Here is a 13,739-nt window from a genome sequence, read left to right on the forward strand (position 1 = left end):
TATTACCACGTAATAGAGTGAGATGTTGCTAATGTTAGTGCGACAAAGTCGTCATAACTAAGCGAGTGATCGGGCTGATTGATTGTGATATCTCGTACCTTGGCGTCATCAGCAAGTATTAATAAGTGCGTTGCAAGCTGTCTAAATTGGGCAATAGCAAAGCATGCGTCACTTAATAATAATACTTTGTCTGTTGACTGGATCAGGTTAACTAATTGATCCGTGTTGTAATAGCCAAGTGGCTTGGAAAATATGTGTAAAGTGCTCATAAGTTCACTATGTGTTGTTGCTGGGCAATAAGTTGAGTTTGCTGCTGATAATTAAGCGCTTTTACTTCTACTAACAAGTTATGTTTATCAAGGCCATACTCGAGCAGAGACTTTTCACATACATAAATGTTTTCAACATCGTAAATTTCTAGCGTTCTGATGGTCTTAAAGTAGTTCTTTAAACCTATATGCTCAGGTTGTTGATGTTTTTTTAGGGCAAGTACCGCAGGGCCGCTAAATAACCAACTAATATTTTGCTCAACAGCAGCGAATATTAATGTCATATCTAATGCATCACGAATATGTAAATCATCGAAAGGACTATGGTGGCTTAAGACTAATACATTGATCATTTAAATTGCACCCATTTATCCGCATCACTGGCAAGCATTGCAAACTCAGCTAACCCTGCGACTGCAAAAACACCGGTATTATTTATATCAAGGCCACGCTTTTCGGCAGCAGTAACACACAACATAAGATGAATCCCTTGCTCATGTAATTGTTGCCATAAAGCATTAATCGCTAATTCATCAGCTGCCAAATCTAGTTGCTCGCTGGCATGAAAAACGCCGTTTTGATACAAAAAAATGGCATCAATGTTATGCCCTTGTGTTAAACATGCTTGTGCAAATTTAACCAAACGTTGCGTGGTATCATGATCCGATGGTGCGCTGTGCAGAGAAAGTACAAATCGTGCCAAAACTATTCCAATAAAAAAGCCCCTAAAGAGGGGCTATTTTAACAGAACTATTTAATTAGTCATTATTTGCGCCAAGCAGTGCAAGCAATGAAGTAAACAAGTTATATACACTTAAATATAAAGAGACTGTAGCGCGAATATAGTTTGTTTCGCCACCGTTGATGATGCGGCTTGTATCAAACAAGATTAAGCCAGACATGATCAATACAACCGCTGCATTTAATACCATAAACATTAGCGAGCTGCCAATGAAGATATTAACAATGCTGGCCACAATCACAACAATAAGGCCTACCGTTAAAAAACCGCCCATAAAAGAGAAGTCTTTTTTAGTATTTAGTGCATACGCAGACAAACCAAAGAAAATCAGTGCAGTTGATCCTAACGCTTGCATGATAAGCATTGGGCCATTTGGCATCGCTGCATAATGGTTAAGTAACGGACCAAGTCCCGCACCCATTAAACCCGTAAAAGCGAATACCCATGCAACGCCTGACGCGCTTTCGGCTTTTTTATTTACAACAAATAAAAGGCCAAATGAAATAAGAGTAAAAACTAACCCCATAAAATAAGGTAGTTGTAATGCCATTGAGATACCAGCCGTCACAGCACTAAATGCTAATGTCATGGCCAGTAAGAAATAGGTGTTTTTAAGTACCTTGTTTGTTTCAATGGTCGACATAACCGGTCTAGCGGTATTGTACGAATGATTAAATGCCATTTTAGAGCTCCTTTAGAAACCTATTGTAAGTTCCGATAATTAAACTGAAGTTAGATTACCAAGACTTCTATATTTGGGCAAACCTTTGTAGTTCAATAGACCGATAATTAAAAAGAAAAGTTCAATTTAGTGTGATTTTTACTCAGGGGTGAGTTAAGAATAAACAAATCAATGATTTTTTAAGCACTTGAACACTTTTTTGAAAAAAAAGCTTCACAAAGAGCACTGCCTTCTCTATTATGCAGGCCGTGCGGAGAGATGGCAGAGTGGTCGAATGCACCGGTCTTGAAAACCGGCAGGGGTTTATAGCCCCTCTAGGGTTCAAATCCCTATCTCTCCACCACCTAATTAAAATAATTGCGAGTACACTCTTATTCGTGATTTATAAATGTTTCGGAGAGATGGCAGAGTGGTCGAATGCACCGGTCTTGAAAACCGGCAGGGGTTTATAGCCCCTCTAGGGTTCAAATCCCTATCTCTCCACCATATAAAACAAAAAGGCCGTTGATAATCAACGGCCTTTTTGTTTCTGAAGTTCTCCATAAAGATTGACTAAGTCAATGTATTTTCATAATGCGCCAAATAACATGCACTTCATATAAATCCGCATAAGCCTTTAAATAAATTAACGGATCAAATCATACGCTAAACTATTGGTCGATTTTATCTGATAAGTTAATTGTTATCGGTGGAGTTGTTAGCTACTTGCAAGGCTTTGGTAATATCATTCATCGGGGCGCTGTGACTCTTCTCTGACCTGCGATATCAGATCGCCATTCTTGTTCAAAGCAATAATGACTGTTTTATTATTATCTGGTGGTGCACCCAATGCTTTTTCTTTTAACTGTGAGTCAGAATCTAAGTTTGATCGTGGGAGTGTTGATGCACATCTTTTATTGGTCTGGCCAATGACGTCCTGTTCTGACATAAAAAATGGTAAACTAACAGCCAATACGTCGCGAATCTGATATTTATTATGATCTATTTTTGAGCGTAATATGGTAACTCATTCCAGAGCGAACTTTTTTGCTAGCTTGATAGGCCGTTGAAATTTATTCATTGTTAATATTATCAAGCCATTGATGAGCTTCATTCAAAATTAAATTGTTTCTAATCTTTCATATATATCGGGTACATCCCAGTCAAAAATAGCGCGATACTTCTTAATTAAATTATTCACGTCTTCGATGATATCGTTGCGATGGGCTGCTAACTCTAATTTTTTATTTTAGCCATTTCAGTTCACCTTAAAATTTATAGATAAATCTAGACTAGGCTTTTATTCATGCCAGTTCTGTGCGAAAGCGAACAGATTTAATGAGAAATTTGTTGCAAGCTTTTAGATGAAAACCCTATCAGCGAAACAATGATTTATTGTTTATCATTTTTAATCTGGAGCAAATACGCCATGTTACATACTCTGAATAATTTAAAAAATTTAGCTATTCATGCATCGGATGGAGATATTGGGCTTACCAAAGATTTTTACTTTGATGATAAACATTGGGTGATCCGATATCTGGTGGTCGAAACTGGATCTTGGCTATTAAGTAAAAAAATATTGCTTTCACCTATATCAATCAAAGAGTTGAATCAGAAACCACAGACGCTCACTGTTACAATTTCAAGAAAACAAGTTAAAAACTGCCCTGACATGGATAGCGAAAAACCAGTTTCTAGGCAGTATGAGCTAGAATACATGCGATATTATGGTTACTCACATTATTGCGATAACACTGATATATGGGGTGGTTATTCAAGTCCTAATATGAGTCACCTGGTTATTATAGTGTCGCACCAAAGCCTGATAACTTAGATGCACCAGATAATTTCGCAGATGTTGATGCTGCATTATCTCAAGATAATGATCATCATCTACGCAGTAGTAATGCAGTAACGGGTTATAAACTTGATGTCATAGACGGTGATCTAGGTCACTTACATGGTATGTTGATAGATACCGACACCTGGGAAATTCGTTATTTGATTATTAACACCAGTAATTGGTGGTTGGGTCATCTGGTTTTGATTGCCCCAAAATGGATTAAAGAGGTGAGTTGGCCCACTTCTAAAATCTATGTTGATATGACGCAGCAGCAAGTAAAAGATGCACCCACTTTTGATCCCTCAGTGCCTTTCAGTCTACAGCATGAGCAAAGTCTGCAAACTCATTATGGTCGTAATGGGGAATAACAATATTACCTTTGAGTTAGGTGTTTGCTTGTCTTTTTTACGTTATTTATTTAAAAATTGTTATGTTAGTAAGTCATTTATTTCAAATATTTTATTCGAGAGTTTGGGTTTAAATCCCTATCTTTCGATCTTATAAAAAAAAGGCCTACTGCTTACCTTTATTAATGCTCCATTGAATCTATACACATTCGTTGGTATGACGCGTGAGGTAGTAATATAGAAGACTTCAAACACTATTTATCAGCGGCATTAGTAAGTTGTATACCTATGTTAATAGGCTACGTTTTTTTAAGTAATGAGCTAAATCTTTCTATATCAGAGGTTGTAACAGATTCATATATGCAGGCTTTTTTGAAGAGCTAGTCTTTAGAGCTGCTTTGTTTGGTATGTTGTTTCGTTTTTATCTTTGGGGTCATCCCAGCAGCACTAATTAGTACTATAATATTCTGCTTGGGTCATATTTATCAATGACATGATGCCATTTCAGCGCAAATGGCTGTTACCATCTCAACAATAGCAGATACATGGTTTACTTGGTTATATTGCGAATGCGGCTTACGTTATATTTAATATGTCTGGTGGCGCAGCTGGCGATTTAAAAGGAAATCTATTCAAAGCAAAAGCCATTATTCTGAGTATCGTTTACGTTAACCTACATATCCGACGTGGGAAAAAGCGTGAAGTAACACTCTCGTCACTATTTCAAAATCAACCACATAGTTCGACTCTGTTTATTAGAACACCCACTCAAAATATTTAATGGAGATAATGATGCTTGGATTGTTTTGGTTATGATAGTTTTTAGTTCACCTTTTATATTACTGCTAATAATTAAACATTACTTTTTTAGAAAACATTAGTTAAAAGAGAGTTGTTTTTCTTAGAACAAGCAAAGAGAACCGATACTGTCTTTGCGATGCAAAAGAAATTAGAGATTCTAGTTGCAAGAGTCATTGAACTTGAAGAAATAGTGACCATAGTAGCATTGATTTATCGAGAAAAATCAATCAACTGTAAATTTATAGCCTCTGTATATACAGAGGCTAAATTATACTTTTCTGTAAAGTGAATAACGCTAAACTCTATAACGGTTTAAAACTAGATCTTGCTTAGGTTAAACGGGCATCAAAATTACCCTATCATGATTGCTGTATGATTTATCATCGTAAATTACGACCATAGTCTCTATTTCGATGTTGTAAAACATCATGCATCCTTAGTATTTATTCAGGTATGATTTTAAGGACGCATTATGAAACATCGGCTTGCAAAAAGTGTTGGGTTATCATTACTTTCACCTGTGATCATTGGCAGTGTGTTAGGAGTTTATTATGCATTAACGCTCAATACCGATCCGCTGACTACCTTTTTTCAGTTACTTATGAGTGCGATAGCTAACGCGCATATTGTCGGTTTAACCATGGCTGCTTTTGTAGTACCCGGATATTTATTGATGTACAAGTACGCGAAAGTTAATTATTCGGGAGTACTGACATTAGGTTTACTCGGTGGTGCAATTTTTAGTTACTTACTCAGTGCAACAGGTGGTATGGTCTTTTTAATTAATACCGCGATGTCAGCTTTAGCGGCGGGACTGTTTTTATATGGATTAAGGTTAGGTGCGATAAAACAACAACCTCCTCAATAGCAGAATTATTAACCAAGCTTGCTGAAAATTAGGGCAAATTGCTTTTTTTTGCCCTGAAAAGGTTTCAATTATTGGCGACAAAGAGTACCTTTAGCTACTGTATGTTTGATAAGAAGTAGTTTGGTATGCAAAAGCAAGAATTTTACCAGTCATTAGTTAAACAAACTGAATCGCTAATTACTGGTGAACCTAACATTATTGCCAATATGGCGAATATTAGCGCGCTGTTATTTACGTCACTCGATGATGTAAATTGGGCTGGTTTTTATTTGATGGATTCACCAACTGAATTAGTGCTTGGTCCGTTTCAAGGTAATCCTGCATGTATCCGAATTCCTGTCGGAAAGGGTGTCTGTGGAACTGCCGCTGCAACTGCACAAACTCAACTAGTTGAAGATGTACATGCATTCGCAGGTCATATTGCCTGTGATGCAGCGTCTAATTCTGAAATAGTAATACCTATTCATAAAAATGGTGAAGTATTTGCTGTATTAGATATCGACAGCCCAAGTATTGCTAGGTTTGATGTTGATGATAAGCAAGGTTTAGAAGCACTCGTCGCATGTTTTGAGGCAACTATTGCATGAAAGACTTAGTAAATGTACAGGATTATCTGTTTGCCATCACTGATGTAGGTGATTGGGAAGGGGATGAAGAGCATGTAGCGGAAACGCTCAACGATTTAATTCATATTGCATGGGATCGTCTTCCTGATGACACTGAATGTGAATTAATTGATGAAATAATTAACGGTATTTGGGAACACCTTCGAGGCGATATGGCTGTAATTGAAGCCGACTTTGAAGAGTTGGTCGACTGGGTAACACACTACGTCGATTCGTCCCTTGATGAAAAGATGTGATAAATAGGTTCTAAAATGGAAACCACAAACAAGCTAAAAGATATTAATGAAGTATTGGAATTTTTATACCAAGAATTCCCAGAATGTTTTAAACAAAAAGACGGTATCAAGCCGCTGAAAGTAGGTATCTTTAAAGATATCGCTGAGCGAATTGAAGGTTCTGAAAAAGTAAGTAAGACGCAAGTACGTCAAGCGCTGAGAAAGTATACGTCTAACTGGCGTTATTTAGAAGCTGTTACTAAGTCTGAGTTTCGTATTGATCTTGATGGAAATCAAGGTGCTAAAGTGGAGCAAGAACATATTGATCATGCTCAAAAAGCACTTGAAGAAAGTCGTGCGAAAATGGCTAAACGTAAAAAGTCACAACGTCCACGTAATGATTCAGACACAAAATCTTACAAAAAGAAACCAGGCCAATTCGCTAAACCAGGCGATAAAAACGCTAAAGTTAATACCACACCAGCAAAAGCTGCGCCGGTTAAACGTTCAGGTAAAATTGAACCTTTACCAGCAAGTGAGGTCAAGGTTAATAACAAAGTTAAAGTTAAACTTGGCCAAGCCCTTGTTAATGCAGTAATCACTGAAGTGAACAAAGAAGACGTTCATGTAGAGTTGGTAACTGGCATGCAAGTTAAAACTAAAGCAGACAGCCTGTACATTATTTAAGCTGTATATAAATTAAGGAGTTGTGTATGAGTCAGAAGTTTAAGCTCATTCCGTTAGTTGCCGCCCTGTATTCAGGTTTATTATTTGCATCAGATATTGCTGATGTTAATGATGTAGTTACAGCAAAAGACTTGCCAGTACTTACGCAAGAGAGTCAGCATAGTACGGCTAGCAAACGGGTGACAAACTTATTTACTCGTGCACATTATAAACCAATTCGTTTTGATGACGCACTTTCAAGTAAAGTGTTTGACCGTTATATCGAATCCCTTGATTTTAATAAAAGCGTCTTTTTGGCTGCGGATATTGCCTCATTTGAGCAATACCGCAACCAATTTGATAATGCATTAACGACCGGTAAACTTGATTTTACCTTTGATATTTTCAACCTAAGCATGCAGCGTCGTTTTGAGCGTTATGAGTATTCTTTAAAGTTACTTGAAACACCAATGACCTTTGATAATGCGGATGAATATTACTTTGATCGTGAAGATGCTGATTGGTCACAAACGCAAGCTGAGTTAGATGAGCTTTGGCGTGAACGTGTAAAATATGATGCACTACGATTAAAAATGACCGGCAAAGATTGGCCTGGTATAAAAGAATTATTAACTAAGCGTTATCACAATGCACAAAAACGTTTAGTGCAAACCAATAGTGAAGATGTATTTCAGATAGTAATGAACTCTTTTGCGCGAAGTATTGAAGCACATACCTCCTATTTATCGCCACGCAGAGCTGAACAGTTCAAAATGGACATGGATCTTGAACTAGAAGGTATTGGTGCAGTACTAAGCTACGACGAAGACTACACGGTTATTCGCAGCTTGGTTCCAGGTGGACCTGCTGATAAATCGGAGCAAATTAAAGCTGATGACCGTATTATCGGCGTTGCTCAAGACAAAGAAGAATTTGTTGATGTCATTGGCTGGCGTTTAGATGACGTAGTTGATTTAATCAAAGGACCAAAAGGCACTAAGGTGCGTTTACAATACTTAAAAGGTGCTGATGATCATGGCGCGCCTAAAGTAGTTGAAATTATTCGCGATAAAATTCGCCTCGAAGATAGAGCTGCAAAATCAGAAGTATTCAAAGCAAAATATTCTGATTTAACCAGCAAAATAGGTGTTATTGAGATCCCTGGTTTCTACAACAACTTGTCTAAAGACGTTAAAGTAGAATTGGCGAAATTAAAAGAAGCCAAAGTAGATGGCATTATAATTGACCTACGTCAAAATGGTGGTGGTTCATTATATGAAGCAACACAACTATCTGGTTTGTTTTTTGACCAAGGTCCAGTAGTACAAATTCATACTCTAAATAATCGCATTGAAGAGCAAAAAGACCGTGATGGTGTTACGTTTTACGATGGCCCCCTTACGGTGCTTGTTGATCGTTACAGCGCATCTGCCTCTGAGATTTTCGCCGCAGCGATGCAAGACTATGGTCGAGCAGTAATAATTGGTGAGCAAACGTTTGGTAAAGGCACTGTGCAGCAGCATAAGGGCTTAGGCCGTGCTTACGATTTATACGATAATCCACTTGGCAGTGTGCAATATACGATTGCAAAGTTTTATCGTATCAATGGTGGTAGCACACAGCATAAAGGTGTGATCCCAGATATTTCATTCCCATCAGCAATTGATCCAGCGGAATGGGGCGAAAGCCAAGAGGATAATGCATTACCGTGGGACAGTATCGTACGCGCCAAATATAACTCGGTTGATGACTTACACCCAGCCATTGCTTACTTAAGCAAAGCGCATGCTGAACGCATTAAATCAGAACCAGAGTTTAACTATGTTTTTCAAGATATTACGCGTTATAAAGAAGAGAAAGACCGGAAAACTATTTCTCTTGTAGAAGCGCAGCGTATTAAAGAAAAAGACGATGGTGAAGCGCGTGCATTAGCTCGTACTAATGAAAGGCTTACTCGTTTAGGTGAAAAACCGATTGAGAGCTTGGATGATGCGCCTGATGTCTTAGACGACTTAGATCCATTCCTAGAAGAAGCTGCATTAATTACCCAAGATTATATTAAGTTTGGTCGTGTAGCTAAGAAATAACTTGTTTTACATATTAATAAAAAAGGCGCTTTGGCGCCTTTTTTGCTGCCTAAAACTCTTGATATTGCTATAATTACTGATTAAACGCTGACAAAAGTAAGTAACTTAGTTAGGCTAAGCGTCGCGTCTGTGCTAAAAAATAATAATTAAACGCGCATAAAAATGCGCGTAGGAGTCTCAATTTTGAATTCACAAAAAGAAAAACCCATCCTACAGGCCAGCTTTTTCGATGCCTTGATCCCAATTTCTGTACTGATTTGTTTATTAGGTGCTGCGGTCTATTTATTTGGCGATAGTTCGTCATCAGGGCCGAATCAAATTGCGCTACTGTTTGCTACATTTACAGCTGCACTTATTGGCCTTAAAAATGGCTATACTTGGAAAAAACTTGAACAAGCGATGATAGAGGGGATCACTCTATCTTTGGGCGCTATATTAATTTTGTTAATGGTTGGCGCGCTGATCGGCACTTGGCTGCTGTCAGGCACTGTACCTACGCTTATTTATTATGGTTTACAGGTAATTAATCCTAGTTGGTTTTACGCAGCAAGCTGTTTAATTTGTGGCATTGTAGCAATGAGTATTGGTAGCTCTTGGACCACGGCGGCGACAATAGGTGTAGCGCTACTCGGTGTTGCTACAGGCCTTGGATTAGAGCAAACAGTGACGGCCGGTGCCGTAATATCTGGGGCTTACTTTGGCGATAAACTTAGTCCACTGTCTGAAACAACAAATTTAGCTCCTGCGGTTGTGGGAGCTGATTTATTCGAGCATATTCATCATATGCTATGGACGACTGTACCAAGTTTTGTGATTGCACTAATCATCTTTATTTTTATGGGCTTTAATGCTACAGCGTCAAGTGAGGCTGGGCGTATTGATGAAATAACCGCTATTCTACAACAAAACTTTAATATAGGTTTAGAGATGCTGGTGCCACTGATTGTTTTACTGGTGTTAGCAATTAAAAAAATGCCTGCATTTCCGGCAATTTCAATCGGTGCGGTACTTGGTGCAGTATGGGCAATGATTTTTCAATCAGACCTAATTGCAACACAAATTGATGGCTCTCAGGGGCAAATTGTCGGTTATTTTAAATTGGTTTGGAGTACATTTTTTGATGGCTTTAGTATCCTCACAGGCGATGAAAAAATGGATTCATTACTCAGTGGTGGTGGAATGTCTGGCATGTTAACCACAACGTGGCTGATTATGACGGCATTGATGTTTGGCGCCATTATGGAAAAAACAGGTTTATTAGATATTTTTGTAAAAAGTATTCTTAAAATTGCGAAAAGCACTGGCTCTTTAATTACTGCTACTATTGCGACCTGTATTGGTACCAATGTAATTGCTGCAGATCAGTATATCGCTATTGTGGTCCCTGGTCGGATGTTTAAAGAAGAATATGCAAAGCGTGGTTTGAAACCCGTTAATTTATCAAGAACATTAGAAGATGGCGGGACGATCACCAGTCCCCTGATCCCTTGGAATACCTGTGGTGCATATATGCAAAGTGTATTATTGATCAACCCATTTGATTATGCGCTATATGCATTTTTTAATCTTATAAATCCATTACTAGCTGTTATTTATGCTTACCTAGGCATTAAAATTTTACGTATTAAGCCAAAACAATAGCCATAAATTATACGCTCCTCTGCTAAGAGGAGCCACTTTGGAGTTTCACATGACTGCATTAAAAAAACCTCAAGCACAGTATCTTAAAGATTACCAAGCTCCACCATTTTTAATTGATCACATTGATTTGACCTTCGATTTATTGCCGTTAAACACCCGTGTTACGAGTATAATGACGATCACGAAAAAAATAGCAGGTGTGGCAGATTTAGTGCTTGATGGCATTGATTTGACGCTGATCTCAATTACTGTAGATAACAACGCATATACAGATTATGACCTACTTGATGAGCAGCTTGTGATCCATAATCTACCAGCGCAATGCCAGCTTACAATCGTTAATGAAATAGCGCCAAAAACTAACACATCTTTAGAAGGTTTATATCTATCTGGCGGTGCATATTGTACACAATGTGAAGCGCAAGGCTTTAGAAAAATAACCTATTATCTTGACCGCCCAGATGTACTTGCAAGCTTTGACGTGACTATTATTGCTGACGAGCAGTTTACTCATTTATTATCAAATGGTAATAAATTAGCGGAAGGTAAATTAGACAATGGCCGTCACTTTGCAAAATGGCAAGACCCATTCAAAAAGCCAAGTTACTTGTTCGCACTTGTTGCAGGGGACTTTGATGTACTTGAAGATACCTTTGTTACGCAAAGTGGTCGTACAATAGATTTAGCCTTGTTTGTTGATAAAGGGAATTTACCGAAAACTCCTCATGCGATGGCATCACTTAAAAAATCAATGCAGTGGGATGAGCAGCGTTTTAATCTTGAGTATGATTTAGATATTTACATGATCGTTGCTGTGGATTTTTTCAATATGGGCGCGATGGAAAATAAAGGTCTGAATATTTTCAACTCTAAATGTGTGTTGGCTAATCAAGAAACCGCCACTGATAAAGATTATCACACCATAGAGTCAATCGTTGGCCATGAGTATTTTCATAACTGGACAGGGAACCGAGTGACTTGTCGTGATTGGTTTCAACTGTCGTTAAAAGAAGGCTTAACAGTTTTTCGTGATCAAGAGTTTAGCAGTGATTTAGGCTCGCGGGCACTGAATCGTATTGATGCGGTTAAAGTAATGCGTACTCATCAATTCAGTGAAGATGCCGGTCCTATGGCACATCCGATCCGTCCCGAACAAGTGATTGAGATGAATAACTTCTATACAGTAACTGTGTACGACAAAGGCGCTGAAGTTATCCGTATGATGCACACGTTATTGGGAGAAGAAAAGTTCCAGCAGGGCATGGCACTTTATTTTCAGCGTCATGATGGGCAAGCCGTTACCTGTGATGATTTTGTTGCGGCTATGAGTGATGCCTCAGGTATCGATTTAACTCAGTTTAAACGTTGGTATAGCCAAGCTGGCACACCACGGCTAATTGTAAAACAAGAGTATGATAAGCTCAGTGGTACTTTTTCACTGCATATAGAGCAGCTGGCACCGCTTAATCAGCCAGAAAATGCGCCATTACATATCCCATTTGCTATCGAGCTACTTAATCAACAGGGCGAGTCTGTCTCTTTACAGTTTGAAGGACAGCCACTTGATCATGTCTTAGATGTCACAACAGCGCAGCAAACGTTTAGCTTTGATGGTTTAACCGCGAAGCCTGTAGCGGTGCTACTAGAGGATTTCTCTGCGCCGTGTATTGTTGAGCAACAAAATACAGCCACTGAATTATTACACATTATGCGCTTTGCGCGCAGTGACTTTTCGCGTTGGGATGCTCAACAACAATTGTTCATTGGGGCGGTTAAAGGGGCCATTATAAAACCTGAAAATAATCAATTGGATCCAGCAATTATTACTGCATTACGTAGTTTATTAGTTGATCAGGAGGGAGATTTAGCTTTAATTGCTGAATTATTAAAGCTGCCTAGTTTTGATACCCTCGCAGCTGAGTTTAATGTGATCCCTGTGGATCAATTGGTTGCGGTGACAAATCAGTTTGAGTTACAAATTGCTCAGCAACTGCGTAGTGAGTTCTTAGACTGTTATCAAAGTTTAATTGATGACGGCTCTGTAAGTGCAACAGCTGTCGCTATACGTGCATTAAAAGGTATGTGCTTGCATTATTTGGCAAAAATTAATGAGCTTGATATCAATCAACTTCTTGTTAGTACGGCTAATTCACACAATATGACCAATGTACTCGCCGCGCTCAGTGCAGTGGTAAAAGCTGATAATCCATTAGCAAAAGAGTTATTAAACCAATTTGACAGTCAGTGGCGCCATGATGTGTTAGTGATGGATAAGTGGTTTGCATTGCAAGCAATGCAAGGTGGCGATGACGCCATTAGTAATATCAAAAAGTTATATGATCACCCTTGTTTTGATTTTTCAAACCCAAACCGTGTCAGGGCACTAGTGGGCAGTTTTAGTCATTTTAATACCGCACAGTTTCACCGTGAAGATGGTACAGGTTATCAATTGCTAGGTGACTTACTAGTTAAGCTTAATGCAATCAACCCCCAAAATGCATCACGTATGTTAACGCCATTTATGTCATGGCGCAGATATGATGAGGTACGTTCAGTTGCAATCAAAGCTCAGCTGCAACGCCTAGCTTTGCTTGATAATTTAAGTGATGACTTGTTTGAAAAAGTTGATAAAGCACTACAATAAATTATGATCGAATATTATTTTTTACTGAACTTAACCTACAAGCAGTGCATGGATTACTACGAAGGTAAGTATACATCAGTTCAAGTAATTGAAGATGGTGGCAAAAAAGTACGTTTTGCCGCCAGCCATTTGCGTCCTTTTATTTCCTCTTTAGGGGTAAGAGGGCGCTTTCGACTTTTGCTTACTCCAGAGTATAAATTTTTACGTTTGGAGCGTGTTGCCTAAAACAATATTTTAAAATAATCACTTATAATATTGTTTTTTTGTTAATTCGATTTGTCCTATTGTTAATTTACGTGTATAAATTATCTGGTAGGACGTCTTAC

At 38.4% G+C, this 13,739-nt stretch carries 15 protein-coding genes and 2 tRNA genes; 12 read left to right on the forward strand and 5 right to left on the reverse strand.

Annotated features, from left to right (window positions below; translation table 11 throughout):
- Window positions 1–2: 2 nt before the first annotated feature.
- The 4 genes from H5180_RS03955 to H5180_RS03970 are packed head-to-tail and all read right to left on the reverse strand — an operon-like array spanning window position 3 to window position 1,693.
- Window positions 3–269 carry a DsrH/TusB family sulfur metabolism protein gene (locus H5180_RS03955; RefSeq protein WP_145233786.1) on the reverse strand — a complete coding sequence of 89 codons (267 nt, stop codon included), beginning with the start codon at window positions 267–269 and terminating at the stop codon, window positions 3–5.
- Window positions 266–622, reverse strand: coding sequence for a sulfurtransferase complex subunit TusC (gene tusC, locus H5180_RS03960; RefSeq protein WP_145233789.1), 357 nt, complete (start codon window positions 620–622; stop codon window positions 266–268). Before tusC ends, H5180_RS03955 begins: the two co-directional genes overlap by 4 nt.
- Window positions 619–972, reverse strand: a complete 354-nt coding sequence (gene tusD, locus H5180_RS03965; protein ID WP_149981050.1) for a sulfurtransferase complex subunit TusD — start codon at window positions 970–972, stop codon at window positions 619–621. Before tusD ends, tusC begins: the two co-directional genes overlap by 4 nt.
- 55 nt (window positions 973–1,027) lie before the next feature.
- Complete coding sequence (locus tag H5180_RS03970; protein WP_145233793.1) at window positions 1,028–1,693, reverse strand: Bax inhibitor-1/YccA family protein; 666 nt, start codon at window positions 1,691–1,693, stop codon at window positions 1,028–1,030.
- A 252-nt stretch (window positions 1,694–1,945) separates the two neighbouring features.
- On the opposite strand from H5180_RS03970, the gene H5180_RS03975 reads away from it, so the two are divergent.
- Both H5180_RS03975 and H5180_RS03980 read left to right on the forward strand, forming a co-directional pair.
- Window positions 1,946–2,036, forward strand: a tRNA-Ser gene (locus H5180_RS03975).
- A 52-nt stretch (window positions 2,037–2,088) separates the two neighbouring features.
- Window positions 2,089–2,179 (forward strand) — tRNA-Ser (locus H5180_RS03980).
- 238 nt (window positions 2,180–2,417) lie between these two features.
- Here the strand turns inward: H5180_RS03980 and H5180_RS03985 are convergent.
- Window positions 2,418–2,621, reverse strand: a complete 204-nt coding sequence (locus H5180_RS03985) for a hypothetical protein (RefSeq protein WP_182757713.1) — start codon at window positions 2,619–2,621, stop codon at window positions 2,418–2,420.
- 480 nt (window positions 2,622–3,101) lie between these two features.
- Between H5180_RS03985 and H5180_RS23515 the strand changes: the two genes are divergently transcribed.
- The 10 genes from H5180_RS23515 (at window position 3,102) to H5180_RS04030 (ending at window position 13,638) form a co-directional block, all read left to right on the forward strand.
- The gene (locus H5180_RS23515) at window positions 3,102–3,509 is read left to right on the forward strand and encodes a PRC-barrel domain-containing protein (RefSeq protein WP_259399532.1); all 408 of its coding nucleotides are present in this window, start codon (window positions 3,102–3,104) and stop codon (window positions 3,507–3,509) included.
- Window positions 3,510–3,640: 131 nt separating this feature from the next.
- Window positions 3,641–3,886 (forward strand): hypothetical protein, encoded by a 246-nt coding sequence (locus H5180_RS23520; protein WP_259399533.1) that lies wholly within the window; start codon window positions 3,641–3,643, stop codon window positions 3,884–3,886.
- A 1,252-nt stretch (window positions 3,887–5,138) separates the two neighbouring features.
- Window positions 5,139–5,534, forward strand: a complete 396-nt coding sequence (locus H5180_RS03995) for a hypothetical protein (protein WP_145233799.1) — start codon at window positions 5,139–5,141, stop codon at window positions 5,532–5,534.
- A 125-nt stretch (window positions 5,535–5,659) separates the two neighbouring features.
- A complete protein-coding gene (locus H5180_RS04000) occupies window positions 5,660–6,121 on the forward strand; it encodes a GAF domain-containing protein (protein ID WP_145233801.1) in 462 nt (153 codons plus the stop codon).
- Entirely contained in the window at window positions 6,118–6,396 is a 279-nt protein-coding gene (locus tag H5180_RS04005; RefSeq protein ID WP_064666123.1) for a hypothetical protein, read from the forward strand. Before H5180_RS04000 ends, H5180_RS04005 begins: the two co-directional genes overlap by 4 nt.
- Before the next feature lie 15 nt (window positions 6,397–6,411).
- A complete protein-coding gene (gene proQ, locus H5180_RS04010) occupies window positions 6,412–7,062 on the forward strand; it encodes an RNA chaperone ProQ (protein ID WP_145233803.1) in 651 nt (216 codons plus the stop codon).
- Window positions 7,063–7,088: 26 nt separating this feature from the next.
- Window positions 7,089–9,128, forward strand: a complete 2,040-nt coding sequence (gene prc, locus H5180_RS04015; RefSeq protein WP_145233805.1) for a carboxy terminal-processing peptidase — start codon at window positions 7,089–7,091, stop codon at window positions 9,126–9,128.
- A 162-nt stretch (window positions 9,129–9,290) separates the two neighbouring features.
- Window positions 9,291–10,769 carry a Na+/H+ antiporter NhaC gene (gene nhaC, locus H5180_RS04020; protein WP_145233807.1) on the forward strand — a complete coding sequence of 493 codons (1,479 nt, stop codon included), beginning with the start codon at window positions 9,291–9,293 and terminating at the stop codon, window positions 10,767–10,769.
- Window positions 10,770–10,818: 49 nt separating this feature from the next.
- On the forward strand, window positions 10,819–13,413 hold the full coding sequence (pepN, locus tag H5180_RS04025; protein WP_182757714.1) for an aminopeptidase N: 2,595 nt from the start codon (window positions 10,819–10,821) through the stop codon (window positions 13,411–13,413).
- A gap of 3 nt (window positions 13,414–13,416) precedes the next feature.
- Window positions 13,417–13,638: a DUF2835 family protein gene (locus H5180_RS04030; protein WP_145233811.1), complete on the forward strand. Its 222-nt coding sequence runs from the start codon at window positions 13,417–13,419 to the stop codon at window positions 13,636–13,638.
- Window positions 13,639–13,739 lie beyond the last annotated feature (101 nt).

It is taken from the genome of Pseudoalteromonas sp. SR41-4 (assembly GCF_014163985.1).
In the GTDB taxonomy this organism is placed as follows: Bacteria; Pseudomonadota; Gammaproteobacteria; order Enterobacterales; family Alteromonadaceae; genus Pseudoalteromonas; species Pseudoalteromonas rhizosphaerae.

What these genes read in the sequence shown, in the direction of transcription:
- prc (WP_145233805.1), top strand. Translation starts at nt 7,089, where the DNA reads ATGAGTCAGAAGTTTAAGCTCATTCCGTTAGTTGCCGCCCTGTATTCA.
- H5180_RS03985 (WP_182757713.1), bottom strand. Translation starts at nt 2,621, where the DNA reads ATGTCAGAACAGGACGTCATTGGCCAGACCAATAAAAGATGTGCATCA.
- H5180_RS03970 (WP_145233793.1), bottom strand. Translation starts at nt 1,693, where the DNA reads ATGGCATTTAATCATTCGTACAATACCGCTAGACCGGTTATGTCGACC.
- H5180_RS03955 (WP_145233786.1), bottom strand. Translation starts at nt 269, where the DNA reads ATGAGCACTTTACACATATTTTCCAAGCCACTTGGCTATTACAACACG.
- H5180_RS03995 (WP_145233799.1), top strand. Translation starts at nt 5,139, where the DNA reads ATGAAACATCGGCTTGCAAAAAGTGTTGGGTTATCATTACTTTCACCT.
- H5180_RS23515 (WP_259399532.1), top strand. Translation starts at nt 3,102, where the DNA reads ATGTTACATACTCTGAATAATTTAAAAAATTTAGCTATTCATGCATCG.
- H5180_RS04005 (WP_064666123.1), top strand. Translation starts at nt 6,118, where the DNA reads ATGAAAGACTTAGTAAATGTACAGGATTATCTGTTTGCCATCACTGAT.
- H5180_RS23520 (WP_259399533.1), top strand. Translation starts at nt 3,641, where the DNA reads ATGTTGATAGATACCGACACCTGGGAAATTCGTTATTTGATTATTAAC.
- tusC (WP_145233789.1), bottom strand. Translation starts at nt 622, where the DNA reads ATGATCAATGTATTAGTCTTAAGCCACCATAGTCCTTTCGATGATTTA.
- H5180_RS04000 (WP_145233801.1), top strand. Translation starts at nt 5,660, where the DNA reads ATGCAAAAGCAAGAATTTTACCAGTCATTAGTTAAACAAACTGAATCG.
- H5180_RS04030 (WP_145233811.1), top strand. Translation starts at nt 13,417, where the DNA reads ATGATCGAATATTATTTTTTACTGAACTTAACCTACAAGCAGTGCATG.
- pepN (WP_182757714.1), top strand. Translation starts at nt 10,819, where the DNA reads ATGACTGCATTAAAAAAACCTCAAGCACAGTATCTTAAAGATTACCAA.
- nhaC (WP_145233807.1), top strand. Translation starts at nt 9,291, where the DNA reads ATGCGCGTAGGAGTCTCAATTTTGAATTCACAAAAAGAAAAACCCATC.
- proQ (WP_145233803.1), top strand. Translation starts at nt 6,412, where the DNA reads ATGGAAACCACAAACAAGCTAAAAGATATTAATGAAGTATTGGAATTT.